This is a genomic window from Streptococcus penaeicida (genome assembly GCF_002887775.1).
Taxonomy (GTDB): domain Bacteria; phylum Bacillota; class Bacilli; order Lactobacillales; family Streptococcaceae; genus Streptococcus; species Streptococcus penaeicida.
Genome location: NZ_LOCM01000032.1, coordinates 99,907 through 126,448 on the forward strand (window position 1 = coordinate 99,907; position 26,542 = coordinate 126,448).

Consider the following 26,542-nt stretch of genomic DNA (forward strand, 5'->3'; position numbering starts at 1 on the left):
TGTTTAACTCCTTTTAAAATTTGTTTTTTTGAATTTTAAATCTTGAAACTAAGTTTTTAACGTGAAAATCAATATCAAAAGCGGATGCGTATTTTGTTACTTCTTGATAAGAACCTGCTTCAGTTCTAACAAATAAATCTCTTGCATCTTCAATTGCGATTTGAAGAAGTTTATTTTCTTTACGAACCAAAGAATTGTAAGAGTCTAGATAGTGTATGTCTTGATCTATAAATTGTGGCATTTGCTGGAATTTTGCAGCTACTGTTACACCTTGCATCTTTTGAGCATCTAAGACTAAACCTTTCTCATCGATCGCAAACATAACAATAGTACCTGATTTGATTTTCCCTGACCTTCTACCAATAGCCACTCTTCCTTTTTTTCTCATATCTGAATAGACCTGATTGAAGTGTTTCAGTTGGCGCAAACCTAAAAGAATTTGAACGAGATATGCGATAATAATAATTATTGCAAAAATAATAACTCTATCCATTAAAATATTCCTTTTTCTTTCGTTAGTTCTATAAAATCTTCTTCGTCGATTACCTTACGGATAGCTTCTTTTAACTCATCATTACTTGCGACACGAAAAATGTCATCATATAACTCAATGAGATCAGCTTCCATTTGACTCTCCACTCGATTTGGAATAGCAACCATGAAGATAAATTCAACCTGATTATCATCCTCTTGATGGACTTTTTCTAAAAGACCTAAAAGTAAAATTGTTTTTGTATCTATTTGATTAATGGTATGAGGAAAAGCAATGCGATTACCGAAGATTGTTGATTGTTGCTTTTCGCGACTAATGATGCGTTGCTCAAAACCCTCATCAACCAGTTTCTTTTCTGAAAGATAGTTAGTCATCTCTAGAAGATAATCTTGATAATTTTCCTTTGGAGACAATCTAACAAAATGTAATGCTGTTAATACTAAATTCTTTTGATGGTAGAATTGTAATTTTTGCCATTCATTTTGTAACCATTGATCATCAAATAAATTTGTTATTTGAACAACAGGAGATTTTAGTTGTCCAAATTTTAGTGGGATTGTTGTGAAAATAGCAAAATAATGGTCATTTTGTTCAGGACAAAATTGCTCTTCTGAAAATTGTTCAATTTCAATATCTCTACCAAGAACGCTCATTAAGCGCCGGCATATCATATTTGCTGTCCCTCTCCCAGTTGTACAAACAACCGCAATTTTTTTCGAACCAATTTCTGTTTGTGCTTCTTTATCCCGCATCATCATTTCAAAATATAATGCTAAATAACTCTTTTCTGAAGGCTGAACAGAATAACCAAAAATTTCTGATAAGACTTCTGTTGCCACATTTGCCATTTCAAATGCTAGAGGGTATTTGTTTTTTATCTCCCCATGAAAAATATCGTTAGCTTGAATATGAAATATAAGTCTATTTACTAAAAACTTAAAATGTGTTTCAAGCTCTTGATATAATTGGTCTTTCTCAAAGTTTACAAGTAATGTTTCTTTAACTCTAGAAATCATCTGAAGATAAATATCATAAAGTTTTTCATCTTTTATACTTTCATATTCCAGACCATCAATGTACTGGATATTCAAGGGAAAGGCAATAAACTGGCGTTCAAAAAAACTTAGCGAGATATGATAGGTTAGTTCTATGTGATAGACAAGCTCCTCAATAAAAGAAGTCATTTGAACTTCGTGGCTGTAATAAATAATTGGATAATCCACATAATTACCTTTACTTACTCTAGCAATTGTAATAGCTAAGGTTTTTGAAAGTAATTCCTGTATTTTATGAGGAAGCTTTAAGTCTTTATAAAGCTTGTCCAAAAATACAATTGTTTCATATTTTAAGGTGTTCCCATCGAAGTAATTAAATACTTGATGAATATAAAGCAACCTTAAATTATGTTCATCTCCATTTATTTCAATGCCATGATTTGGTTTTCCAACAACAGCGACAGAATAATCTTGAGCTATTCTTTTAACAAGTTTTAAATCTTTATTTAAAGTCCCCCTACTAACGCCAACTTCCTCAGCAAGTTCATCAATCGTTAATGAGTTTTTGCAATTTATTAGTCTTTTGATTAAATAGGCAACGCGCTTACTGGACGAATTAAAGTCACTCTGTTTTCTTAAACTACCAGAAAGTACTGTCTCTAATCTTGTATAATCAAAGACTTGCATTTGAAGTTTATTTTGTTTCTGAATGATTCTAATGTCGTCATCTAACAAATCGTTTAATTGGTCGATACTCTTCATCAACGTTTGATTGCTAATATTAAGAGCATTTTTCAAAGTATCAATGTCCACTTCGTGTTGTGCAACTAAAGGCTCTATTATTTGATACCATCGATTTACTAACGTCACTATTCACTTCCTTATCTATTACTATCCTCTAGTCTTACCACCTGCCACATTTGTTGTAATTCCAGTAATATAGCTTGAACGATCTGAAATATAATAGGCTACCAGATCAGCAACTTCACTTAGTTTTCCACTTCTACCCAATGGTGTTGTACTGGTTGATGAATAACCTTCTCTAATTTGTTCAACAGTTTTATTTCTAGTATAGCCTAATGCTTTCTCATATGCCAATGTGCGCAAACCTGTCGCTTCCATAATACCAGGTGCAATACCAACGACACGAACCCCATGTTTACCAAGTTCTTTAGCCCAAGAACGCGTGTAGCTATATACAGCAGCCTTTGTTGCCGCATAAGCACTTTGTCCTTCTGAACCTTCCAATCCTGCTTCAGACGCCATGTTAATAATGACACCAGATTGTTTTTCAACTAGAATTCTTCCTACTGATTGACTAACTAAATACAGACCTTTTTGATTAATCATGGTAATTTTTTCAAAAGTTGCATCATCAAGTTCATACTTCCCATGAGGATCCTTTGGATCAATTAGCAAACGAGGAACATTAATACCTGCATTATTAACTAATGCATCAATAGTTCCAAATCGTTCAACTACCTGACATACCGCAGCCTCAACTTGTTCACGGTAAGTTACATCTACCTGAACAAAAAGTAAATTGTCATGTTTTAAGCCATTATCTTGAATGTCAAAGTTAGCAACTTTAACATCCAGTTCTAAAAGTTCTTCTACGATAGCTTTACCTATCCCAGATGAGGCACCCGTAACGACTACGGTTTTTCCTGATATGTTTAACCAGTCTGTCATAATAACTCTCCTTAAAATTATTTTGTGACTTTATTATAAAACGCTTACAACTAATAATTAAGACAGTCATTTTTCTAGATTTTAAAAAAATACTATACTAATAAAAAAAAAAGCCCTCAATAAGGGCTAATTGTTTTGACCAAGTGTTTTTTACCAGCTTATGACAAACTTGATAATATTAATCTCTCAACTATTGAATATAGAACTTGCGAGTGAAGCATGACAAACCGATACTTTACGCTGTAGCAAAAATGCCAGAAACTATTAGTTCCTGGCATTCGGAAATCTTAAGACCCTAGGCTTAAGATTTAGGTATGGAATTCCGGAGGAAGTCGCTACCGTCCTAACTTCCTAAGTAAAGTATCGGAAAAAATATTTTTTCCTTTAGTCTAAAAGCTAGTTTAAAAAGCTCTTAAATATCAACATTATAAACGTGCGTTTAATTCTGCACCTAATTCTTCAAATCCTGGTTTACCTAAAAGGGCAAACATGTTTTTCTTGTATGCTTCAACTCCTGGTTGGTCAAATGGATTAACACCATTTAAGTAACCTGATAAAGCAATAGCAATTTCGAAGAAGTAGATTGTGTATCCAAGAGTGAACTCATCTTGGCTAGGAATAGTCAAGTAAGTATTTGGAACACCTCCATCTGTATGGGCAAGAAGCACACCGTCAGTTGCTTTTTTGTTGACGAAGTCAACATCTTTTCCTTGTAAATAACCTAAGCCATCAAGATCAGCCTCTTCAGTAGGAATTGTGATGTTTTGACGTGGTTTATCAACACGGATAACTGTTTCGAAGAGGTTACGGTAACCTTCTTGAATAAATTGTCCTAATGAGTGTAAGTCTGTTGAGAAGTTAGCTGAAGTTGGGTAAATACCTTTTTGATCTTTACCTTCTGATTCACCAGCTAATTGTTTCCACCACTCACTGAAGTATTGAAGAGATGGTTCGTAGTTGGCAAAGACTTCAGTAACATAACCTTTACGGTAAAGAATGTTACGGATTACAGCATATTGGTATGCTTCATTTTCAGCAATTTTATCTGAAGTGTAAGTTTGACGAGCTGCGTTTGCGCCTTCCATCAATTTAGTGATGTCAGCACCTGAAGCAGCAATTGGAAGTAATCCAACTGGTGTTAATACGGTGAAACGGCCACCAACGCTATCTGGAACAACGAAAGTTTCCCAACCATTTGCGTCAGCTTCAACTTTAACAGCTCCTTTAGCTTTATCAGTAGTTGCATAAATGCGTTTATTTGCTTCGTCTTTACCATATTTTTTAACAAGTAATTCTTTGAAAACACGGAAAGCAATTGCAGGTTCAGTAGTTGTACCTGATTTTGAAATCACGTTTACTGAGAAATCTTTATCAGCAACGTAGTCTACTAAGTCAGCAAGGTAGTTTGATGAAATAGAATTTCCAGCATAAAGAATTTGTGGAGCTTTACGTTCTTCAGCTGTTTGTAAATTAACGAATGAATTGTTTAAGAAATCAATTGCTGCGCGGGCACCTAAGTATGAACCGCCGATACCGATAACGACAAGCACTTGGCTATCAGATTGGATTTTAGCTGCTGCTTTTTGAATACGAGCAAATTCTTCTTTATCGTAATCTTCAGGAAGGTTTAACCAACCAGTCATTTCAGCACCTGGGCCAGTACCTTGACGTAAAGCTGCGTCAGCTGCGGAAACATGCATTTGCATGTAGTCCAATTCATGTGGTGCAACGAATTGTCCTAGTACTTTTGAATAATCAAATTTAATATGTGACATAAATGTACCCCTTATAATTTTTGCGTTCACTACTATATTAACTCTTTGTTTCTATTTTTTCAATCATTTTGAAGATATTTTCACAATATCTGAAAGTTATTTTCTTTTCAAGAAAATTATTGAAAATTGACCATTTTTTGACAAAAAAATAGAGCACACACCTGAAATCGCTTAGGGCTGCTGGATTCCTCCCCTGACCCACTTCACGCACAAGTGTTGCTCCAGTTAATATTCTACCATAAAATCATGAATTTGCAAGGTTCTGACTTGCTTCTTCTTTGGCTAGGCGCTTAGCCTCCTTCTTTTGCAAGCGTCCCTGACGGAAAAATTCTTGCATGATTTGAGCACATTCGGCTTCTAAAATCCCAGTTTCCAGGTCAACCCGATGATTGAGCCGTTCATCTGTCAGAATCTGATAGAGACTTCCCGCTCCACCAAATTTTTGATTGGCGGCGCCAAAGATGACCTGAGGTATTCTAGCTAAACCAATGGCACCACTACACATGACACAAGGTTCAATGGTCACAAATAAAGTGCTATCCAAAAGACGCCAGTTCCCGACAGTGGCATTAGCCTCATTGATAGCCATGATTTCCGCATGCATAACGGCTTGATTCAGCTCCTCACGCGCATTATGGCCACGACCAATAATTTCCATATCTTTGACAATAACACAGCCAATTGGAATCTCCGCCTTAGCTAAAGATTTTTCCGCCTCCAACAAGGCCTGCTTCATAAAGTATTCTTTTTCTTCCTGACTAAATTCCATTACTCCAAACTTCCTAAGTCCCAAGATAGCTGAGGAAAGGCTAATTCAACCGGAATGTGACCTGCATACTTTTGGGTTTCTTCTTTTAAAATTTCCAAATGACGGTTTGGGTCAATCCCTTGCGGAGGGACAGGGGGCATGTGGGTCAAAACAAGTTTCTTAACTCCAGCAGCCTGAGCCATTAGCCCTGCTTCTTTAGAGGTTAAATGGGCAAAATGATTTTCATTACCCTCATAAAGATAGACGTCTGCTAAAAAGAGATCCGCATCTTGCGCAAAAGTGGTCATATCCTCAAAATAGCCCGTATCCGCAGTAAAGACAAAGACTTGACCAGTCTTCCTCTCAACAATCCGAAAAGCATAACAAATAACCGGATGAACAGTTTTGATAAAAGCAATATCAAAAGGACCAATCGATTGAGACCCATGGACATCATAGGCCACACCAACTGAGACATCTGGTAAGCTTAATTTAGCAAACTCACTGGGATCTTCATCATGAGCATAAATAGGTAGTACTTTAGCATCCCATAAATGCTTTGGATAGAGCTGGCGGTAATGGCGTAAGACACCTAAATCAGCAACATGATCAGGGTGATAATGACTAATCAAAACCGCATCTAAGTCCAAGGGACTGATAACTTTTTCCAACTCATTTAAGGCACGACTGCCACAATCCATTAACAGTTGAAAACCATCATGCCCTGTTAAGAGATAGGAGGTTGTTCCCTGATCTTGAAAAGGGTAACCTCCCCAAGAACCTAAAGTTGTAATTTTCATAAGCCTTTACCTACTTTCTTCCTTTCTCTTATTATATCAGAAATCAAAGGAAGTGACTTTTTAGGAAAATGTCAATTTGCCTAAAAATAAAAAGCCAGGCCCAATTTCCTAGCTTCTTACTTAAAAGACTGATGTCTTAATGTTACTCACGATTGAAAATATGACAGACCAATGCAGACTAGCCTGCATTGATATAAGATTCTCTCAGCTTATATGCAATGAGAGTTGCTAGACCGGCCTTAATGGTATCTCCTGGAATAAAGACAAGATTAGATACTAAAGCTGCCCCGATAGGCATGCCGGTGTGAATTGACATCCAAACTGCGCCAATCACATCAACTAAAAGAACGCCAGCTAACCAAATTAAAGCAAAAAGAATGACTTTATTTTGTGACTTTAATGCTTTAAATAAACCTGCAAAAACTAGTGGTACTAGTAACCAGGCAAAAACATAGCCCGCTGTTGGCCCCATAAAAACTGGTAAAGTTGTGGCCTTGCCTGAGAATACTGGAACAATAAAGCCAATAAGCATAAAGAGGATAACAGAAAGACTTCCTCGTCTTCCTCCAAGAATTAAGGCGGCTAACATAATCCCCATATTTTGGAGAACAATTGGGACCGGAATAAAGCCCAAGGGAATGGCTGGGATAAAGCATAAAATAATGATAAGAGTTGTCATCATGGCCATATAGGTTAGATCTTTGGTTTTGAACATGGTTACTCCTTTTTAAAATAAATATCTTTGTGAAGAGCACATTTAGGATTAAAGGCTTTTTGACAATAGGGGCAAAACCCTTTCTGATAAGAAGCCAGGCTAAGCTGATTCTTACAGGCGCCACAAACTACTGGATAAACTTCCTCTTTACCGCTGGGCTCAAAGAGATGGTCTTCTAGTAAGTCATGGCACTGATAACAGGCATAATATTTCTGACAGGCTTGGCATTTTAAAGTAGCAATATCCAAGTCACTATGATAATGTCGGCAACGTGATTCCTGATCTAAGTCAATTCCAAAATATTCCATATGAACTCTTTTCTGTAACTTAGTTTAAGCTAATTCCGAGAACTTGTCAACCTAATTTTTATTATAGGGTAACAAAAAGACAATTTAAAAACAGAGATCAACTCTGTTTTTAGAAATTACGGCTTGAAGTCTTGTAACCATAGCGTTCAAGGAAATCTTCGCGGAATTCCAAGAGGTTGTCATCCATAATAGCCTGACGTACTTTTTTCATAAGATTTACCAAGAAGTAAAGGTTATGATAACTGGTTAAACGGATACCAAAGGTTTCATCAGCTTTCAATAAATGACGAATGTAAGCTCTGGTGTAGTTTTGACAAGTGTAGCAATCACACTCATGGTCAAGTGGTGTAAAGTCTTCCGCAAACTTAGCATTTTTCACCACTAAACGACCTTCACTAGTCATACAAGTTCCATTTCGAGCGATTCTCGTTGGAAGAACACAGTCAAACATATCAATTCCACGGATAACACCGTCAATTAAACTATCTGGTGCCCCAACTCCCATCAAGTAACGGGGTTTGTTTTCTGGTAATAAAGGTGTGGTAAAATCAAGGACAGCATTCATTTCTTCGTGAGTTTCGCCTACGGCCAGACCACCAACAGAATAGCCTGCAAAGTCCATACCTACGAGATCTGCTGCTGATTGGCGACGTAAGTCTTCAAAACCAGCACCCTGAACGATACCAAAGAGACCTTGGTCATGTGGTCGACGATGGGCATTGAGTCCACGCTCAGCCCAACGACTTGTCCGTTCAATAGAATTTTTGACATAGTCATAGGGTTGATAGAATTGTGGACATTCATCAAAACTCATCATGATATCTGAACCAAGATTATTTTGAATAGAGATAGCCTTCTCAGGTGATAAGAACATTTTTGAACCGTTCAGATGATTTTTAAAGGTCACCCCTTCTTCAGTGATGTTCCGTGAGTCTGCTAGTGAATAAACTTGGAAACCACCTGAATCGGTTAAAATCGGTTGATCCCAATTCATAAACTTATGAAGGCCACCAGCTCTAGCAATTAATTCATCACCAGGACGTAACCAAAGATGATAAGTATTAGATAGAATAATTCCAGAACCCATTGATTTGAGTTCTTCTGGAGATTGCGTTTTTACCGTCGCTTGTGTTCCGACTGGCATAAACATAGGTGTTGGAAAGGTCCCATGTGGTGTAATGATTTCACCAAGACGAGCTCCTGTGTGCTTTTCTTTTTTGATCAGACGGTATTTAATAGGATGATCAGTCATTTTTTCCTCGCTTTCAAGAATAACAGTCTTGCGCTTTATTTGGCTTGTAGAAGCAATTCCCCTTGTTCTTCAGCTTTATTATTCTAACAGATTTTTGAAGGTTTGTCATGGCATTTCACTAGCGAATTAGTATGAAAAGACAGAGGCCTTATGCTATAATAAAGACTAGACTAAAGGAGTCCCAATGAAATCATCAGACTATAAAAAACAGGCAAAAGGCCTACTCAAAAACTTGCCTGGCAAACAACAACTTTTTTTTATTCCCATTATCTTTATCATTGCACTTATCGCTGTTCAAATCCACCAAAATGCTATTATTGATTCGGGAGTCCAAACATCTGTTTTTGCTGAATTATTTCCAACTTTACTTAATATTTTAGCCAGTTTCTTTGGACTATCAGCCACTTTTACCATGCTAAAAGTCATCCAAAATAAACAAAGAGAAGTCTCTTTCAATGACTTGCCTCTTTCCTTTTCAGCAAACCTATTTTGGAAAATTATCATTGTCAGTTTTATTAAATGGCTATTACTAATCGTTTGGTCCCTCCTCTTCTTACTAGGACTAGCTCTAGTAGGTTTGGGAATCTATATGGGGCAAAGTAATGGCTGGAGTACAGCTTTATGGGTACTCATTTTCGGAATGATTATCAGCCTTGTTGGTGGTACTATCTCTATCAACCGGCAATACGCCTATTCCAAAGTCAACCCTATTCTTTTTGAATTAGTTGAGAGCGGTCAATACATTGGACCTGCCGATGTTATTGACCGGAGTGTTGCTTTAACCAAAGGTTATAAGTGGAAAAATTTCCTCCTTCACCTTACCTTTTTTGGTTGGTTGATTCTGATTATCTTTTCTTTTGGACTTTTACTTTTCCATGTTTATCCTTATTTCCTTACCAGCGACCTCTATTTCTATGAACACTTAAAAAAGTTGAAATCTGACTCCCTTCCACATTAAATTATGTGAAGACAATATAAAATAGCCTTCTCAAAAGAGATGGCTATTTTTGTTAGATTAATAGAGACGTTTGGTTTTCTTTTGGCATTCAGGACAAATCCCGTAAGCAATAATTGGAATACGCGTAATCCGATAGCCTGTTTGCTCATGGGCCTCTTTGGCAACATCCATGACATCAACATCCATAAAGTCAGCAATTTTACCACAGTCTTCACAAACAACATTGACGTGTTGGTGTCCCATAAAATCATAATATGTCGTTAAATCATTAGAAATTTTAATTTCTGAAACAAAACCCTCGTCAACAAGAACCTTTAAGTTATTGTAGACAGTCGCTAAACTCATATTAGGAAAATCATCTTTCAAGTCCCGATAAATTTTGTCAGCACTTGGATGTTCTTGCGACAGAACCATATATGAAATAATAGCTTTACGAGTTTCCGTAATTCTAATATGTTTTTCACGTAGATGCTCTAAAACATTTTCAAAGGCATCTAAAGCTTGTTGGTTATGTGAATGAACATCCATAAACAATCTCCTTATTTTTCTAGCGGGTATTTATATTCTCAATTATAACATGAAGTTCGGTAATCAATTTTTAGGCAACGATTCATGACAATATCTTCTTTTCCGGCCGCCCTTAAAATCGCTTCAGCTTCCTGATTTTCCAAGCCAAGTTGTGCCCAAAAAACCTTTGCATCTGTTTCTAAAAATTCTTGAGCCACTTGTGGAAGGGCCTCACTACGTCTGAAGACATCCACAATATCAATAGCTTCTGGTATGTCTTTTAGGCTAGCATAGACTTTTTCATCTAAGATTTCATGCCCAGCTAATTTGGGATTGACTGGAATAATCCGATAACCCATAGCCTGCATAAATTTCGCTACGCCATAGGCTGCTGTTTCTGTCCTATCTGACAAACCAACGACAGCAATTCTTTTAGCTTCTTGCAAATAAGCTTTTATAGTTTCATCAGAAGGGTTTTGAAAATGATAGGTCATTTGTGGTCCTCTTTTTCTACGTACTGAGATAAATCCAAAGAAAAGATATCAGGATAAAAGCTAGGTCAATCAGAATCATTAGGGCTGCTAGTTTCAAGATCTGTCTTCGTAACCATTCATCCTTGTGCAAAAACCTTCTTTTTCATCCCATTATAACACAAGTTAGAAAAATGAGAAATATATTCTAAAAGGTTACTTGGCTTCGTACCATGACTGACCTGAATTTTCGTCAGCCCGTAATGGAACCGCTAATTCTACCGCACTTTCCATGGTCTCTTTAACCAACTGTTTGACAGCGTCGAGCTCATCCTTGGGAACTTCTAAGACGATTTCATCGTGTACTTGTAGTAACATTTGAGCTTTAAAGGCACCATTTTCCAAAGCCTTATCCAGGTTAATCATGGCGATTTTGAGAATATCGGCTGCGCTTCCTTGAATTGGCGAGTTAATGGCTGTCCGCTCCGCAAAGGATCGCACGTTGAAATTGCGAGAGTTGATATCCGGTAATTCACGACGTCGTTTAAAGAGGGTTTCCACATAGCCTTTATCTTTAGCTTCGCGTACTATAGAATCCATGTAGTTTTTAATACCAGGGTAACGTTCAAAATAAGTATCAATGTATTCACGCGCCTGTTTGCGACTAATGCCCAGGTTGTTAGACAAGCCAAAATCGGAAATACCATAGACGATTCCAAAGTTTACTGCTTTAGCATTTCGACGGTCATTAGCAGTTACATCTTCTTCCTTGTCGATACCAAAGACACGCATAGCTGTTGACGTATGGATGTCCGCATTTTCATTGAAGGCAGCAATTAAGTGGTCGTCACCTGAAATATGAGCCAAGACCCTTAATTCAATCTGTGAATAGTCTGAACTTAAAAGAAGAGAATCTTGTGTTGACGCAGTGAAAGCTTTACGGATTAGGCGTCCCTGCTCCATCCGGATAGGGATATTTTGCAAGTTAGGGTCAATACTAGACAGACGACCCGTTTGGGTTAAATCTTGAACATAACGGGTATGGATCTTACCGTCTTCCATAATGTAGTCTTGTAGACCAATTAAATAAGTCGACTGTAATTTTGTGATTTGACGGTAGTCTAATATTTTTGCAACAACCGGTGCAATCGGCGCCAAGCGTTCCAAAACATCAACAGCGGTTGAATAGCCTGTTTTGGTTTTCTTAGTCATTTCAAGAGGTAATTGCATCTTCTCAAAGAGAATGACACCCAATTGTTTAGGCGAGTTAATATTGAATTCTTCACCCGCAAGCTCATAAATTTCTTGCGTCAAGGTTTCAATAATTTTCTTATTTTGCTCAGCCATCTCAACTAAGGTTTCTTTATTAACCTTAATCCCACGAATCTCCATCTTAGCAAGGACATTGGCTAGAGGTAACTCAATGTTTTGGTAGAGATCTTCTTGTTCATTAGCAGCCAGTTTTTCTAACATGACTGGTTGACTTTCCACCAATACAGCCACTTTACGAGCTAAATGCGCAAAAAGAAGATCTTTTTCTGGGTAGCCACGTTTAACCCCTTTACCATAAACCAGATCATCAGCTTCTAAAGGAATAGTGGTGTGCTGACGAGCAATCGTTGACAATTGGTTATCATCGACGTTTGACAAGAGGTAGTTGGCCAAACGAGCATCATAAGCCACCTGCCCTAAGTCAATGTCCATATGACTCAAAAGGACCTTGACACGTTTAAAGTCGTAGGTTGCCATTGGTTTTTCCAAGACTTTTTTAAATAATGACTGGCGCAGCAAATCAGGATTTTGACTCACATAAATGGCGTCTTTATTCCCCCAAGCAAAGCTCGAAATGGCTTGGCGGTGATAATTATCATTTAAAATTTCAAAATAGAAAAGGTCTTGGTCAGAGAACATGTCTTCTGTTACCTGATCAGTCACTTCCTGGTAGCTGATTTCAGCAACCGGTTCACTTGGCATTTGCCCTGTCAAAGCTTCTCGGAATTGATTGAATTCCATTTCTTCATAGAATTTCGCAAGACTTTCAATTTGTGGACCATGGTAAACCAGGTCTTCTAGATCAATAGTGATTGGTGCCTGAGTGTTGATAGTCGCCAAAGTCTTAGACAGAAAAGCTTGTTCCTTATCGTTAATCAGGTTTTCTTTCATTTTTGAGGCCTTGAAGCTCTCAATATTGTCATAGATACCTTCTAAAGTGCCAAACTCATGCAACAATTTTAAACCTGTTTTTTCACCAATTTTGGTAACCCCTGGAATATTATCTGATTTATCTCCCATTAAGGCTTTGAGGTCAATAAATTGATCAGGGTCAAACCCATTTTTTCCATCAGGTAGACCGGAGTGAATTCTTCAAATTCCGCCACTCCCTTTTTGGAAATTTCGACACGGTGTTCTCGTCAGTCAATTGGATCAAGTCCTTATCACCACTAACAATGGTCACATCGAAAGGCACTTCTGTCCGCTCAGCCATTTTATCAAGAGTCCCAATAATATCATCAGCTTCATAATTGGCTAAGTCATAGTAGGGCACGCCTAGAGCTGTCAGCATTTCACGGATATAAGGGAATTGCTCACGGAATTCATCCGGAGTCTTTGCACGCCCTCCTTTGTAATCTGCGTACATCTCAGTTCGGAAAGTGGTTTTACCCGCATCAAAAGCCACCAGAATGTGAGTCGGTTGCACCCGCTTCATCATATGGTCCAACATCAAGTGGAAGCCATAGATAGCATTAGTGTGTAGGCCTGACTGATTCCGGAAACGATCAATTTGATTGTAGAGAGCGAAAAAGGCACGAAAGGCTACTGAAGAGCCGTCAATTAATAATAGTTTATTCTTGTTTTCCATAGCCTTATTATAACACAAGCCTTCTGGTTTCGATGCTTTTAAGTCATCGACAAAAAAGAGCCAAGACAATCGTCCTGGCTCTAATCATTTTAGGAGCTTATTTAGTATCAGTCCATTTCTTAACTTTATCCTTGTTGGCTTTAATCCATTTTTTAGCAGCATCTTCTGGTTTCATGCCATTATTCATGTCTAACATAACGGATTCCATATCTTCTGTTGTCCAGTAGAAATTGTCAACAATCTTATAAAGTTTAGGCATGTCTTTTTTCAAGCCCAAACGAGCAAGTGTTTGAATATTTTCCTCACCACCAAGGGTTTTCTTAGGGTCTTTCAAATATTTCAAATCATATTTTGAGAACATCCAGTGTGGTGACCAACCTGTCACAATAATTTCTTCTTTGTTCTTAATAGCTTGGTCTAATGATGTTGTCATTGCCCCTGTAGAGGAAAGCACTAATTCCCAATCAGACAAGTTAGGATAGGCTTTAATGGTTTTTTGCGTAGCCGTTGTAATCCCTGCACCCGGCTCAATACCAGTAATCTTCTTCTTAGCTTGATCCGATAAATCTTCAATGCTATTAACATCTTTCATGTATGTTGGAACAACCAGACCTAATTTAGTCCCTTTCAAGTTTGGTCCTAAATCATCAACTTGATCCTTGTATTTCTTCATGTGTTCCGCTTGCGTTACCGGTAACCAAGGACTTACTGTGAAATCAGCATTTCCGTTGGCAACTGTCTGCCACATAACGGCATTATCAAGTGGGGTCATCTCAACACGGTAGCCTTCTTGTTTTAGGACTTCCGCGATGACATTGGTTGAAGCAATTTCAGAATCCCATTGCATATAGGCAATTTTGACTTTTTCACCCTTTTCACCTGAGCCGCCAGCCATTGTTGTGAAAGAATGGCCAAGCGCCGCAAGTACAAAGAGTGCTAAGGCAGCCAAACCAACCACTTTATTGGTTTTACCAGCTGTTGCTTTATCTTCCTGTTTACTGTTGATTGTTTGCGTTGTCCGGTCTAAAATAATGGCTAAAATAACCAAGGCTAAACCAGAAACAAAACCAGTACCGATATCAGCATGTTGTAAGGCTGACAAGACTTCTCGTCCAAGTCCTGGAGCTCCGATCATTGACCCGGTAACCACCATTGAAAGGGCAAGCATCATAGTTTGGTTAATACCAGCCATAATAGTATTTTTAGCTAATGGTAACTCCACTTTTAAGAGTTTTTGTTGTGGTGTAGAACCAAAAGCGTCCGAAGCTTCGACTAACTCTGTCGAAATATTACGAATACCTAAATTGGTAAAACGAACCGTTGGAGGTAGGGCAAAGATTACGGATGCGAAGACTCCCGGAACCATCCCAATACCAAAGAAGGCAACAGCTGGAATTAAATAGACGAAGGCCGGCATGGTTTGCATAAAGTCTAATATCGGATTAATGATATGTCGAATCGTTGCACTTTTAGCCATCCAAATACCAAGAGGAACCCCAATAATGATGGAAATTAAACTTGCCACCAATACCAAAGTAAAGGTATTAATCAAATGTTCCCAGAGACCCTGATTGTAGATAAAGAGGAGTCCTAGGAAGGTAAAAATTGGTAGTGGCCATTTCTTCTTAGAGATGAAATAGACTGCCACTGTAACTAATAGAATAAATAATAATGGTGGGATAAAGAGGAGGACACTAGTCATCCAATCCATCAAGAAGCTACCAATGCTTTGTAGGATATCAAATAATCCAGAGAAGGTTTTGGTTAGCCATTCAGTAAGTGATTCTACCAGCTTGGCTACTGGTAATTTTGTTTCTAATATCTTATTCAAATTACTATCTCCCTCTACTCATTTTGCTCAGCCATTGCCGCTTGCGGCTCTAGAGAAAGAGCTGCCTTTTCTTCGGCTTCTGGTTCTTTAATATCCGTAATGACTGTCTCTTCTTCCTCTTCAGGCAAGTTTGCCAAGGCTCGATGACACGGCCACGGATAATAACACCTAGTAAACGGTTATCTTCATCAGTTACCGCAATTGGAGCTGATGAATCGTAAATGAGTGGCATGATGTCTGTAATGGTCGTATCCTTGCTGACTGTCCGTACTTCACGGTCGATTACTTCGTCCAAAGGAACCCCACGTTTCCGCGCATCAATGGCAGCATCTGCGGTCAGTGTTCCAACCAATTGACGACGTCGGTTTGTCGCCATCAGCATGGATACTTCTTCCGTGTGCATTCTGTTAAGGGCGACTTGAGGCCCGTCGATTTCAACAGTGGTTGTGAATGGCTTAATCATGATATTTTGAGCCGTTAAGACTTTTGATCGGTCAACATCTTCAACGAACTCACGAACGAAGTCATTGGCAGGTTTAGTCAGGATTTCTTCACCAGTACCAATTTGCATGATTTGGCCATCTTTCATCAAAGCAATACGGTCGCCAATACGAAGGGCTTCGTTTAAATCGTGACTGATGAAAATAATGGTTTGACCAGTTGATTCTTGAAGATCTATTAATTCATCTTGCATATCACGACGGATAAGAGGGTCGAGAGCTGAGAAGGCCTCGTCCATCAAAAGGATTTTAGGGCCATTAGCTAAAGCTCTAGCTAGACCAACACGCTGTTGCATCCCACCAGATAATTGATTTGGGTATTGGTCTTTAAAATTCAAGAGACCTGCGTTATCAAGAGCCTTTTCTGCACGCTCTTGACGCTCAGCTTTTGGGACTCCCCTTAATTCTAATCCGAACTCAGTGTTCTCCAAAATGGTCTTATGGGGAAATAGAGCAAAACTCTGGAAGACCATATTAATATCATGACGACGAACTTCTCGGAGATTATCCGCATTCAATTTAGAAATATCTTTCCCATCAAGTTCAATACTTCCTGTTGTCGGCTCAATCAGGCGATTAATCATACGGACCAAAGTTGATTTCCCACTTCCAGATAGTCCCATGATAACGAAGATTTCACCCTCTTTAACATCAAAACTGGCATCATAAACACCTACGGTTGAACCCGTTTTTTTGAAAATTTCCGATTTGTCTTTTCCTTGTTTAATCATTTCCAAAGCAACTTTTTGCTTCTTTCCAAAGACTTTTGTTAAATGATTGACTTTTAAAATAGTTTTCATCTTATTCCTCTCTTGTACTAGCACTTCAACCTGATTGGTATAAAAAAAGGAACTGAAGTTCCTCCATCAATTATAAAAAATGCTTTATTTGATAACAGAACACTATAATAATATCACGTGTGGTCACTTGTGTCAACTTTTTTGAACGAAAAAATATCCCCAAAATGCCCATTTGACGCCATTTTGATTTTTTATGAAAGCGCTACTTAACCAGTAATACAAGTGTATCAAGCCATAGTGACCACATTAAAAAAGGATGTGAAATTATCTTTCGCATCCTTGAAAAATTAGACTTTACATTTATAAACTTGAATATGACTTGGCAATACTGAAACATGTACTGGAAGGTTATCCCCAGGATCTCCATCAACATTTGTCTGCAAACTTGCATTCTTGACCGTTATGGTAGCCTCTTTGATTTTTCGGTAAGCCAACAAGTCATCATTAGGACTTTCTTTGGAGAATAGCCTAGGCAATGCTTTAAGCGTATCAGTGACGGATTGATCTTTTGTGTAGACCAAGTGTAGGAAGCCGTCGTCAACCTTAGCTTCAGGAGTAAAATGATCCATACCCCCTATAGAATTAGTTAAACCTACTAGCACTAATGACCCTTTTACGACTTCTCGATTTTCTGAAGTAATAATATCAAACTCATAGGTTTGATTACCAAGAATTTCTTTCATCCCTGACAAGACATAGGCCATGGGACCTAAGAGAGTCTTTTCTTTATCGTCAACATTATTAATGGAAGCTGGAATATTACCAATAGCAACAATATTAGTGAAATAGGAATGATTAACCTTACCAATATCCAAAGCCTGTGTTTGATCTAGTTGTAATTGATCAATAGCCTCTTTAGGATCCAAAGGAACCCCTAAAGCTCTGGCCAAATCGTTGACAGTACCAAGTGGGAAAAAACCAAACTTAGGTCGATAGCTTTGCTCTGCAATACCACTAATTCCCTCGTTAACAGTTCCGTCACCACCCATAACAAAGAGACTATCATAGTGGTCATCTGCTGCTTCTCTTGCAAATTTCTTAGCATCACCAATAGCTTCTGTGTAGCGTCTTTCAACATGATCAAAGAAAGCCGACAACTTTTCCACAGCTGCTTTCTCAAAGCTTTCAGCTTGTTCTCCACCCGATGCGGGATTAATAACTAACATCACTTTTTTCATAGACTTATCACTTCCTTGACTTATTTTCTTACATTTTAACATAATGCCCTAAAAGAGGTGACATTCAACTATAACTATGAAAAGAAATAAAAAGAAAAAAGTATATGAACTCTTTTTAAAGCTGGCCTGCTAATGACTTAGTTCACCTCACCAAGTAAAAAGGTGATGACAAATAACGAAAAATAACTTCGCATAATATTATTATGTTAGTTTTAATTTTTATGATTATTGAAGCTTACCTGGAAACAAGACAATCATATACTTTACGCCGTAGCAAAAATGCCAGAAGCAAATAAGCTTCTGGCATTCGGAAATCTTGAGAGAGAAATTATCCTGAGGATGATTTCTGCCCGAGCATAAAAACTAAAAAGCGAGGGGGCTTAAGATGTTGGAAGAAACTGCCGTGCAGTTTCTCTTATTTCCTTCAACAGTCACTCCCCTGACTGTTGAACCCGTCCGAGCTACTTAAGTAAAGTAGCATAAGTAGATTATTTTCTAATAAAAATAGTATTTGCCTTCACCTTGACTATTCCATTTTTAGGAGTTCAGGACTGATTTTATAATAAAGCTTTGAATTGAATATTAGAATCTTCCAAGAAACAATCATCAAATCCACGAGGATGGTGGTATTCAATCTTGTCTTTATCAAGTGGATAAGTATATTTACCGCCTACTTCCCAAATGAAAGGATGGAATTGGTAGTCTAGTCTTTCTTTACGCATCTTCCAAAGTTCAATAATTTCACTTGTTGACGTCATAAAGTTAGACCAAATATCATAGTGGACAGGAATAATAACTTTGGCACGGAGATTTTCTGCCATTCTTAAAAGGTCCACTGAAGTCATTTTATCTTGAATACCAACTGGGTTTTCACCGTAATTATTAAGGGCAACGTCAATTGAGAAATCACGACCATGTTTAGCAAAATAATTTGAGAAGTGTGAATCTGCACCATGGTAAATGGTACCACCAGGAGTTTCAAAAACATAGTTGACAGCCTTGCGAGCCATTTCGTCATCCGTAACCGCCAAACCAGCTAGTTCTCCATCTTGAGCATCTGCACCATCAACAGGTAGCGTGACCAAGCAAGTACGATCAAAGGATTCTACCGCTGTAACTTTCATATCTTTCAATTCAATACTATCACCTGGTTTGACAATGATAATGCGTTCTTCTGGAACCCCCCATTTTTTCCAAATTTCTGCACATTCGTAAGGTCCAACTAGTTTAACATGATCCAACTTAGGATTGTTAATAATAGCTGCTGCCGTATTGATATCAATATGATCACTATGGAAGTGAGAAACAAAATAATAATCTAACTCATTAATTGCAAAAGGATCAATAACCATTGGTTGCACGCGCAAATTAGGTTGTAACTTACGAACACCGGCCATATTAGCCATTTGGTGTCCTCGAACCATATCTTTTACCTTTTTAGTTGATTTTCCACGACTTGACCAAAGGTCCATAACAATATTTGCTCCTGCAGGGGTCTTTATCCAAATACCACAGTTCCCTAACCACCACATGGAAACATTATTTTCCGGAACGATTTCTTCTTCAATTTCTTCATTAAGCCAGGTTCCCCATTCTGGAAAGGTACTCAAGATCCATGACTCCCGTGTAATGTCATTAATTTTTGCCATTAACAAATTCCTCCGATAGATTGATTTCTTTATCTTAAGTATAGTACGGCAGAGGACAGTAAAAAAGACCAAGTGTCACACAGGCTTGTGTTCAAAAATGGACACATTGGCTATCAAAGGCACTAAAAAATCCCCAACAGTTATTCTCGCCCTGAGAACCGTTGAGGTCTAACTTCTAATGTTTAAAATCATCTAACAATTCTTGATGGATTAAAGCTTCAATCTCCATCTTGAGATTATGTCGATCCCTATCCTCATCTATATATTGACCGATACACTTGTTCAACTGGCTAGAGAAATAAGATTCTTTTCCCACATTTTGCCGTTTGGACAAGCGAATCAATGACAGGATATGATCATCCCTCAAAATAGGATCAACCGTAATGGTTGTAAAGGCCGCATCCAACTCCTGGTTGGTCGTAATGATAACATCCACATCCAATAGATCCTTAACACTTTCAAATTGTTCAGTCGTAAAGACAGCCAATATTTGATGGCTCTTCAAGTATTGACTACACTGTTGGAGGACGATTTTTTGAATCGCAATGCCGTCATCAGAAACAATAATAAAACGTGTTTCTTGCCTCTTAACCTGGCTGTTCCTTAGTTCCCCACCAAGGTGAATGGTTAAATAAGAAAGATCGTCCGGGGATAATTGAATCCCCCAGGCTTCTTCTAAGATTGAGGCACAGCTTTGCGTTTTTTGATATAAGTTTTGATACTTGTCCTGAATATGCTCAGTCAATGGATTTATAGAAGAAATTCCGTAAGTCTTCCGATAAATTAAAGCCTTACAGTGTTGTGTCAACTGCTTAATCAGTTCATCTTTATGAATGAATTCTAGATTAAAGCGATCTTCTAACGCCGTAATAAAATGTCTTAGAGTCGTTCTCATGTCATCATAATCTGGACTCTCAACGTGACTATCCTTATCCTTACGAAAAGATAACATCAACATGGCTACCAAACCAACTTCAATCTCATCTAAGTGTAATTTAAAACGCTTATAGAGCTTATCAGCAAGGTCTTTAGCAATATAGTATTCCTTGCGCTTCCAAATTAAATTAAAGTCCCTTTTCAAGGCCTCAATGACTTGATGGTCACAAGTCATATGACGGTAACTTAAGAGAATAAATGGTAAAATTTGAATCATAAATTGACTATCTTGGCTATTGATGCGTTTCCCTAGCTGCATCTGGGAAACCGGCAAGTAGTCATTGAGGAATTGCAAGAAATCTTTAGAAAAATAAGTTGTCTCCGCTAAATGCTCAGCTAATTTATGATTAAAAAATTCAATAAAAGTTTGATTTCCCCCTCGGAAAATACCAGACAACATTTTGTAGAGAAATTGAATATAACTTAAAGGGTAACATTCAAAATAATAGCCTCTGGATTTGGTTGAATGAAGTTGGATTGAATATTCAAAGGTGAATAGACTTTCCCTTAATTCACTTAAGTCATTAAGAATTGTGTTGCGAGAAACATCATTGATTTGCATTAACTTCTCAATGGTTACCCTCTCGGTTGAAATTGCGATAAAAATAGCTGACAAAATCATCCGCTCATCGCTTTTCATGACATAATTATAATCTGTGACATCCTTTAGTAAAAATTGACAGGCCTTCTTTTGGTCCTTATCTAATAAAATCCCAATCCGAGGTAGCGAAACAATTTGATTGACTGAAGCTGGCAAAGCTCGTTAATCTTTTCCAGATGGTAATAGACCTTCCGTCTAGACTGATTCAATTCCTTAGAAATTGCCATCACCGTTTGGGGCTTTTCCAAGCTGATCAAGTAAGACAGCAAATCATAACTTTTTTTATCTAGCAATAACATGATCATCCCCCAGTCATTCTTTTTGCAAGCGCTTAAAAGTAAATCAAAACACCATTATAGCAAAAAAGGTTTGAAGAGACTAGGTCTCCCCAAACAATTTCTAAAACCATCTTTTAAAGATGGGACTTTCAATGTACTTGACCCTTTTGACCATAATAGGCGTTAGGGCCATGTTTACGACTGTAATGTTTTTCCATAATATAATCTGGTGCAGATTCAACTTTAGGATTAATTTCTTCGGTAAAGCGATCCATCTTAGCCACTTCTTCCAAAACCACAGAATGGTAAACAGCCTGTTCTGGCGTTTTACCCCATGAAAATGGGCCATGATTGCGAACAACAATACCTGGAACAGCCATCGGGTCTAACTGCCGTCTAGCAAATTCTTCAATAATAACCGAGCCAGTCTCTTTTTCATAGGCTTGATCTACTTCCTCAGCTGTTAATGAACGGGCACAAGGAATTGGACCATAGAAATAGTCAGCATGTGTGGTCCCATAAAATGGAATATCACGACCTGCCTGAGCCCAGCCTACAGCTTCAGTTGAATGTGTATGAACAATACCACCCACTTCTGGCCAAGCCTTATATAATTGAACATGGGTTGGTAAGTCAGAAGAAGGGTTTAAATCACCTTCAAGGACATTGCCATCTAAATCGGTAACCACCATATTTTCAGGTGTCAACTGATCGTAGTCAACCCCTGAAGGTTTGATAACAATCATTCCTAAGTCACGACAAACTTCTGAGACATTGCCCCAAGTAAATTTAACCAAGCCATGTTGTGGCAAGGATTGATTGGCCAGACAAACCCGCTGGCGCATTTCTTGTAAATTTTTTGCCATCACCATAACCCCGCTTCTTCAATTAGTGGGTAGAGGAAGTCTTGGGCTTCTTGAATAGCCGCTTTGGTTTCCTCTACTGTTTGACAGTTTTCAGACCACATCTCAATTAAGAAAGGCCCTTGATAATTGCATTTTTTAAGAACGGAAAAGACTTGATGCCAGTCAACACAACCTTGGCCAAAAGGCACATCTCTAAATTGCCCTTTAGAACTTTCCGTTACGGCATAAGTGTCTTTTAAATGTAAGGCCGCTATTGAGCGGTGCCCATTGTAGAATTCACTCCACAAATCATTATGCCAAGCAGAGACATTACCTGTATCTGGGTAGACAAAAAGATAAGGTGAGTCAATTTCTTTCTCCACAGCTAGGTATTTTTCAATAGAATTGATGAAAGGGTCATCCATTATCTCTATTGCTAACATGACTTGAGCTTGTTCTGCCCAGTCGCAAGCTTGACGGAGATTTTTAATAAAACGCGCCCGAGTAGCAACTGATTTTTCCTCGTAATAAACATCATAGCCTGCCAGTTGAATGACCCGAACTCCTAAATCGACTGCTAATTGAATACATTTTTGCATCAATTCTAAGGATTTAGCTTCAATGGCCGCATCAGATGAACCAAGGGGAAAACGGCGATGACCTGAGAAGCAAATACTGGGAATACGAACCCCTGTTTCATAAATGGCCTTAACAAGGTCTAACCGTTGCTCTTTGGTCCATTCCAAGCGTTCTAAGCGCGCATCACTTTCATCAATAGACATTTCGAGAAAATCAAAGCCAAGGTCCTTGGCAAAGCCTAAGCGCTGATCCCAGGTCATATCTTTTGGCGTCGCCTTTTCATAGATTCCAATAGGTCGCTTCATGGCTTACCCCCAAATACGTTTGATTTCGTCTTTAAAGGCACGCGCCGCTTGGGGTGGATTTTCAGCTTCAGTAATCCCTCGACCTGCAATAAAGGTAAAGACATCAAGACCTTTGAAAAGTTTCAAAGTATCCACATCAAGACCACCAGTAACGGAAACACGGAAGCCCATCTCAATTAATTTGGCTACCTTAGTCAAATCTTTTTGACCCCAAGTTTCACCTGCTAAAAGAGCATCACGAGACTGGTGATAAATAGCTTGAGAAATGCCAGCATCTAGCCAAAGTTGTGCTTGTTCGAAAGTCCAATCACCATAAAGTTCAATTTGGATTTCGCCGCGATCACCACGCACTTCTTTGATAGCTTTTAAAGCTGCTTCCATAGTTGGAATGGTTGCACAACAGATACAAGTCATCCAGTCAGCACCTCGAAGGGCATTGTTTTTAGCAACAGTTCCCCCAGCATCGGCACACTTAGTATCGGCAACAATGATTTTGTCAGGGAATAAACTGCGAAGAACTTCTACTAATTCACTACCGACTTGAAGCAAACAAACAGTACCTGCTTCAATGACATCAACATCGTTTCCAACGGAAACAGCAGCTTTAATCGCACCTTGTAAATCAGAATGATCCAAGGCAACCTGTAAATTTGGGATATGTTTTGACACTTTTCTTCCTCTTTCTATCTATTCGTTATTTATTTCATCAATCACTTACCTTAGGACTCTAAATCAAAGCCTTCCAAATATGGACTGTCTTTTGACTCTTCCACCATAGCCAAAACTTCTGCTTCTGATTGACAAGCCAAAAGTCGTTTAATGGAATCTTTCATGTCAAAAAGAGCGATGATTTGCGGAATCGCAACTGTGGCATGAATAGCTGAACTTGTGGCTGCTAAAGCCACTAGAACTTGCACTTCTTTACCATCCGAAAAGGTTACTGGAGATTGTAGCGTAACCAATGAGAAGGCATCACGCACTACCCCAGCTTCAGGCCGAGCATGGGGCATAGCCATTCCTGGCATTAAGATATAGTAAGGCCCATGTTCCTCAGTAGAATCAATAATAGCCTGATAGTATTCCTCTGTAACAGCCCCACTTTCAATCAGGGGAGCCACAGATAATTTGACAGCCTCTTGCCAACTTTCTGCTGACAGGCCTAGTCGAATTGAATTATTGTCGATAAAAGCTTTTTTTAAATTCATGTCAATTCCTTTCCACAGCGTCAGTCAAAAAGTTATCTAAAAATCTTACAAAACTTGACTGAGCTTAGCTTTAATTTCTTGATCATCCATAAGGTTATCTAAACCAACCAAATGACCTTTCGTTCTACCATCCAATTCGTGAATCAGATGATTAGAAGCAACGACAATATCGTAACCTGCCGCCAAACTTTTAGCTTCCCCAACAGAGCAAGAAGCCGATTGAATATCAGTCACACCGAGTTGGCGCAAAGCATTTTCAACCTTCATTTTAATAACCATAGATGAACCCATGCCATTGCCGCATGCTGTTAAAATCTTAACCATGAGATATTTCCTTTACTTTCTATTTTTGCTCATCGCTGAGCAGTCACATCATTTCTAACACAAAGCACATGTCAGCCCAGAAACGAGCTCCATTTGCAGCTGCGCTGACCAACCGAGTTCTTGGAACTACTAAGCTTTGTAGTCATAATTAACCCCCTAAGGGGCGGAGCCATTGTCCCAAAAGGGACTCTAGCTCACTAGTCTAATTAAAAGTTTATTTCGGCTGCGCTTCACCGCGATAATAAGCTTCTTTATCCTTAGCTTTAGCAAATTGCAATTGAGGAATGGCTAGGAAGAAGAGACATACGGCAGCATAACCAATCACGCCAAGATACTTGAAGATGTAGCCAAAGGCTAACCATGGGAATTCAAAGTCGATATTTCCGTGGTAACCACCTGCAAGGTCAAGGAGACCAACCGCAACAGCACCTAAGGCAACTTGAATAACACCTGAGATGAATGAAAGGGCTAGAGCTGCTTTCCAACCACCACGTTTATCAGCGAAGACCGCGATAGCGGCATTATCGAAGAAGACTGGAACGAAACCAGTAATAATCAAAATTGGATTTTTAAAGATAACCAAAAGAGTAATAGTAATTAATTGACCAATCAACCCAAAGGCAAATCCTGAAAGGACAGCATTAGAAGAGCCAAAACCATAAGATGCTGCAACGTCAACCGCAGGGAATGAACCTGGCAACAGTTTGTTTGAAATCCCTTGGAAGGCATTGGTTAATTCAGAGACGAACATCCGAACACCTTGCATCAAGATGAAGAGATAAACGGAGAAGGTAAGGGATGTTTGAAGAATATACATGAAGAAAGCTTGTTTTGCAGGAACATAAGCTCCAGGTCCAATCAATTCAACATTAGACATGATTTCTGGGCCAAGGACAGCTAAGATTCCACCAAAGAAGACCAACATTAAGGTCGCTGAAGCAACGACAGTATCATGGAAAATACTTAAGAAAGTTGGAAGTTTTAAGTTGTCTAAGTTTTCTTCTTTTTTACCAAAGAAAGGTGCAACTTTGTCCACAAACCAAATCGCAAATTGTTGCTGGTGTCCGATAGCGAAGCCACCACCGCCAGTTAGTCGTTGTGTTGCTTCTACCGTCATGTTTGAACTAACAGCCCAATAAAGTCCACAGATAATACCAACAGCCCATGCACCAAAGGCATTTTGGAACTGAGGAATCAATAGCAGAACAAAGACTGAAATAGTTGCAGCTTGTTGAACCATGATGTGTCCAGTAATGAACAGAGTCCGAATCTTAGTCACTTTACGAAGAGCAACTAACAGAATGTTGACCCCAAAACCAATCAGTAAGGCTGTAGTAGCAACTGAAATGAAGCCCATACCTTCTAGTTTTGCATTTGCTGCTGCCAGACCAAAGTAAGGGTCAATAACCGCAGCCTTTAATTCAAACTTCTTAGCCAAAGCTACAAGAATTGGTCGGAAAGTATTAACCAAACCGCCAGCACCAACATTTAAAATCAGATAACCAACAGTGGCTTTAATAAAACCAGCAAAGACCTCATGAAAAGGTTTATTGAGAAGTAAATACCCAACCAGTACTAATAAACCAACGAAGAAAGCTGGATTCTGCAAGATATTTTGCGAGAACCAGTTTAGGGGGGCTAGGAAGAATTCCATGACGACTACCTCTTTCCAAAATTAATAAGAATTTTTATAACCTTATTATAGGAATTGAAAGCGTTTTAAAAAAGACCAAGTATCACACAGACTTGTGTTCAAAAATGGACTAGAAAAAAGAGAGAATCATAACCACCCGTCTAACGGGTGGTTTGATCAAGGGCTATAAGCCCAGAATACAAGCCAGCGTCTAAAGGCGCTGGCTTTCACTTTGTTCAAGCCTTATTGCTCTTGACTCGTCACTTGCCTCTCAAAGAGGCCTTTGTATTACTTGCCACTATCCC

Annotated in this window: 21 protein-coding genes, 1 other RNA gene and 3 pseudogenes; 1 reads left to right on the plus strand and 24 read right to left on the minus strand. The window is 38.6% G+C overall.

Annotation, left to right across the window (positions count from 1 at the left end; all coding sequences use genetic code 11):
• Positions 1–13: 13 nt before the first annotated feature.
• The 10 genes from AT575_RS09195 to tgt all read right to left on the minus strand — a co-directional run bounded on the left by AT575_RS09195 (position 14) and on the right by tgt (position 8,778).
• Positions 14–493, minus strand: a complete 480-nt coding sequence (locus tag AT575_RS09195) for a transcriptional regulator GutM (protein ID WP_102778074.1) — start codon at positions 491–493, stop codon at positions 14–16.
• The gene (locus tag AT575_RS09200) at positions 493–2,358 is read right to left on the minus strand and encodes a BglG family transcription antiterminator (protein ID WP_102778075.1); all 1,866 of its coding nucleotides are present in this window, start codon (positions 2,356–2,358) and stop codon (positions 493–495) included. Before AT575_RS09200 ends, AT575_RS09195 begins: the two co-directional genes overlap by 1 nt.
• A 21-nt stretch (positions 2,359–2,379) precedes the next feature.
• Positions 2,380–3,180: an SDR family oxidoreductase gene (locus AT575_RS09205; RefSeq protein WP_102778076.1), complete on the minus strand. Its 801-nt coding sequence runs from the start codon at positions 3,178–3,180 to the stop codon at positions 2,380–2,382.
• 425 nt (positions 3,181–3,605) lie between these two features.
• A complete protein-coding gene (locus tag AT575_RS09210) occupies positions 3,606–4,955 on the minus strand; it encodes a glucose-6-phosphate isomerase (RefSeq protein ID WP_102778077.1) in 1,350 nt (449 codons plus the stop codon).
• Positions 4,956–5,097: 142 nt separating this feature from the next.
• An RNA gene (ffs, locus tag AT575_RS09215) (signal recognition particle sRNA small type) lies at positions 5,098–5,183 on the minus strand.
• Positions 5,184–5,199: 16 nt separating this feature from the next.
• Positions 5,200–5,724, minus strand: a complete 525-nt coding sequence (gene tadA / locus AT575_RS09220) for a tRNA adenosine(34) deaminase TadA (protein ID WP_102778078.1) — start codon at positions 5,722–5,724, stop codon at positions 5,200–5,202.
• Positions 5,724–6,503 (minus strand): MBL fold metallo-hydrolase, encoded by a 780-nt coding sequence (locus tag AT575_RS09225; RefSeq protein WP_102778079.1) that lies wholly within the window; start codon positions 6,501–6,503, stop codon positions 5,724–5,726. Before AT575_RS09225 ends, tadA begins: the two co-directional genes overlap by 1 nt.
• 178 nt (positions 6,504–6,681) lie before the next feature.
• Positions 6,682–7,218: a biotin transporter BioY gene (locus AT575_RS09230; protein WP_102778080.1), complete on the minus strand. Its 537-nt coding sequence runs from the start codon at positions 7,216–7,218 to the stop codon at positions 6,682–6,684.
• Positions 7,219–7,220: 2 nt separating this feature from the next.
• Complete coding sequence (locus AT575_RS09235; RefSeq protein WP_102778081.1) at positions 7,221–7,526, minus strand: CHY zinc finger protein; 306 nt, start codon at positions 7,524–7,526, stop codon at positions 7,221–7,223.
• A gap of 109 nt (positions 7,527–7,635) precedes the next feature.
• Complete coding sequence (tgt, locus tag AT575_RS09240; protein ID WP_102778082.1) at positions 7,636–8,778, minus strand: tRNA guanosine(34) transglycosylase Tgt; 1,143 nt, start codon at positions 8,776–8,778, stop codon at positions 7,636–7,638.
• A gap of 184 nt (positions 8,779–8,962) precedes the next feature.
• On the opposite strand from tgt, the gene AT575_RS09245 reads away from it, so the two are divergent.
• Complete coding sequence (locus AT575_RS09245; protein ID WP_102778083.1) at positions 8,963–9,736, plus strand: DUF975 family protein; 774 nt, start codon at positions 8,963–8,965, stop codon at positions 9,734–9,736.
• A gap of 57 nt (positions 9,737–9,793) precedes the next feature.
• Here AT575_RS09245 and perR read toward each other — a convergent pair whose 3' ends face one another.
• The 14 genes and pseudogenes from perR to AT575_RS09315 form a co-directional block, all read right to left on the minus strand.
• Positions 9,794–10,264, minus strand: coding sequence for a peroxide-responsive transcriptional repressor PerR (gene perR / locus AT575_RS09250; protein WP_102778084.1), 471 nt, complete (start codon positions 10,262–10,264; stop codon positions 9,794–9,796).
• Between the two features lie 38 nt (positions 10,265–10,302).
• Positions 10,303–10,737, minus strand: coding sequence for a CoA-binding protein (locus AT575_RS09255; protein WP_102778085.1), 435 nt, complete (start codon positions 10,735–10,737; stop codon positions 10,303–10,305).
• A 192-nt stretch (positions 10,738–10,929) separates the two neighbouring features.
• Positions 10,930–13,573 (minus strand): annotated as a pseudogene (polA, locus tag AT575_RS09260) (DNA polymerase I).
• 97 nt (positions 13,574–13,670) lie between these two features.
• Positions 13,671–15,404, minus strand: coding sequence for an ABC transporter permease/substrate binding protein (locus AT575_RS09265; protein WP_102778086.1), 1,734 nt, complete (start codon positions 15,402–15,404; stop codon positions 13,671–13,673).
• Between the two features lie 14 nt (positions 15,405–15,418).
• Positions 15,419–16,704: pseudogene (locus tag AT575_RS09270) on the minus strand (quaternary amine ABC transporter ATP-binding protein).
• 287 nt (positions 16,705–16,991) lie between these two features.
• Complete coding sequence (locus tag AT575_RS09275) at positions 16,992–17,882, minus strand: diacylglycerol/lipid kinase family protein (RefSeq protein ID WP_102778087.1); 891 nt, start codon at positions 17,880–17,882, stop codon at positions 16,992–16,994.
• Between the two features lie 557 nt (positions 17,883–18,439).
• Positions 18,440–19,531, minus strand: coding sequence for an L-ascorbate 6-phosphate lactonase (ulaG, locus tag AT575_RS09280; protein ID WP_102778088.1), 1,092 nt, complete (start codon positions 19,529–19,531; stop codon positions 18,440–18,442).
• Positions 19,532–19,706: 175 nt separating this feature from the next.
• A pseudogene (locus AT575_RS09285) lies at positions 19,707–21,367 on the minus strand (BglG family transcription antiterminator).
• A gap of 128 nt (positions 21,368–21,495) precedes the next feature.
• The gene (locus tag AT575_RS09290; RefSeq protein WP_102778095.1) at positions 21,496–22,212 is read right to left on the minus strand and encodes an L-ribulose-5-phosphate 4-epimerase; all 717 of its coding nucleotides are present in this window, start codon (positions 22,210–22,212) and stop codon (positions 21,496–21,498) included.
• A complete protein-coding gene (locus AT575_RS09295; RefSeq protein WP_102778089.1) occupies positions 22,212–23,075 on the minus strand; it encodes an L-ribulose-5-phosphate 3-epimerase in 864 nt (287 codons plus the stop codon). The genes AT575_RS09290 and AT575_RS09295 overlap by 1 nt, the downstream gene beginning before the upstream one ends.
• Positions 23,076–23,078: 3 nt before the next feature.
• Entirely contained in the window at positions 23,079–23,744 is a 666-nt protein-coding gene (locus AT575_RS09300) for a 3-keto-L-gulonate-6-phosphate decarboxylase UlaD (protein ID WP_102778090.1), read from the minus strand.
• Positions 23,745–23,794: 50 nt separating this feature from the next.
• Complete coding sequence (locus AT575_RS09305) at positions 23,795–24,280, minus strand: PTS sugar transporter subunit IIA (RefSeq protein WP_071794101.1); 486 nt, start codon at positions 24,278–24,280, stop codon at positions 23,795–23,797.
• Positions 24,281–24,325: 45 nt separating this feature from the next.
• Positions 24,326–24,604, minus strand: a complete 279-nt coding sequence (locus tag AT575_RS09310; protein WP_102778091.1) for a PTS sugar transporter subunit IIB — start codon at positions 24,602–24,604, stop codon at positions 24,326–24,328.
• Positions 24,605–24,818: 214 nt separating this feature from the next.
• The gene (locus tag AT575_RS09315) at positions 24,819–26,258 is read right to left on the minus strand and encodes a PTS sugar transporter subunit IIC (RefSeq protein WP_102778092.1); all 1,440 of its coding nucleotides are present in this window, start codon (positions 26,256–26,258) and stop codon (positions 24,819–24,821) included.
• Between the last annotated feature and the right edge of the window lie 284 nt (positions 26,259–26,542).

Excerpts from the sequence above, each read along its gene's own strand:
- AT575_RS09195 (WP_102778074.1), bottom strand. The coding sequence starts at position 493 with ATGGATAGAGTTATTATTTTTGCAATAATTATTATTATCGCATATCTC.
- AT575_RS09205 (WP_102778076.1), bottom strand. The coding sequence starts at position 3,180 with ATGACAGACTGGTTAAACATATCAGGAAAAACCGTAGTCGTTACGGGT.
- AT575_RS09210 (WP_102778077.1), bottom strand. The coding sequence starts at position 4,955 with ATGTCACATATTAAATTTGATTATTCAAAAGTACTAGGACAATTCGTT.
- tadA (WP_102778078.1), bottom strand. The coding sequence starts at position 5,724 with ATGGAATTTAGTCAGGAAGAAAAAGAATACTTTATGAAGCAGGCCTTG.
- AT575_RS09225 (WP_102778079.1), bottom strand. The coding sequence starts at position 6,503 with ATGAAAATTACAACTTTAGGTTCTTGGGGAGGTTACCCTTTTCAAGAT.
- AT575_RS09230 (WP_102778080.1), bottom strand. The coding sequence starts at position 7,218 with ATGTTCAAAACCAAAGATCTAACCTATATGGCCATGATGACAACTCTT.
- AT575_RS09235 (WP_102778081.1), bottom strand. The coding sequence starts at position 7,526 with ATGGAATATTTTGGAATTGACTTAGATCAGGAATCACGTTGCCGACAT.
- tgt (WP_102778082.1), bottom strand. The coding sequence starts at position 8,778 with ATGACTGATCATCCTATTAAATACCGTCTGATCAAAAAAGAAAAGCAC.
- AT575_RS09245 (WP_102778083.1), top strand. The coding sequence starts at position 8,963 with ATGAAATCATCAGACTATAAAAAACAGGCAAAAGGCCTACTCAAAAAC.
- perR (WP_102778084.1), bottom strand. The coding sequence starts at position 10,264 with ATGGATGTTCATTCACATAACCAACAAGCTTTAGATGCCTTTGAAAAT.
- AT575_RS09255 (WP_102778085.1), bottom strand. The coding sequence starts at position 10,737 with ATGACCTATCATTTTCAAAACCCTTCTGATGAAACTATAAAAGCTTAT.
- AT575_RS09275 (WP_102778087.1), bottom strand. The coding sequence starts at position 17,882 with ATGAAAAAAGTGATGTTAGTTATTAATCCCGCATCGGGTGGAGAACAA.
- ulaG (WP_102778088.1), bottom strand. The coding sequence starts at position 19,531 with ATGGCAAAAATTAATGACATTACACGGGAGTCATGGATCTTGAGTACC.
- AT575_RS09290 (WP_102778095.1), bottom strand. The coding sequence starts at position 22,212 with ATGGCAAAAAATTTACAAGAAATGCGCCAGCGGGTTTGTCTGGCCAAT.
- AT575_RS09295 (WP_102778089.1), bottom strand. The coding sequence starts at position 23,075 with ATGAAGCGACCTATTGGAATCTATGAAAAGGCGACGCCAAAAGATATG.
- AT575_RS09305 (WP_071794101.1), bottom strand. The coding sequence starts at position 24,280 with ATGAATTTAAAAAAAGCTTTTATCGACAATAATTCAATTCGACTAGGC.
- AT575_RS09310 (WP_102778091.1), bottom strand. The coding sequence starts at position 24,604 with ATGGTTAAGATTTTAACAGCATGCGGCAATGGCATGGGTTCATCTATG.
- AT575_RS09315 (WP_102778092.1), bottom strand. The coding sequence starts at position 26,258 with ATGGAATTCTTCCTAGCCCCCCTAAACTGGTTCTCGCAAAATATCTTG.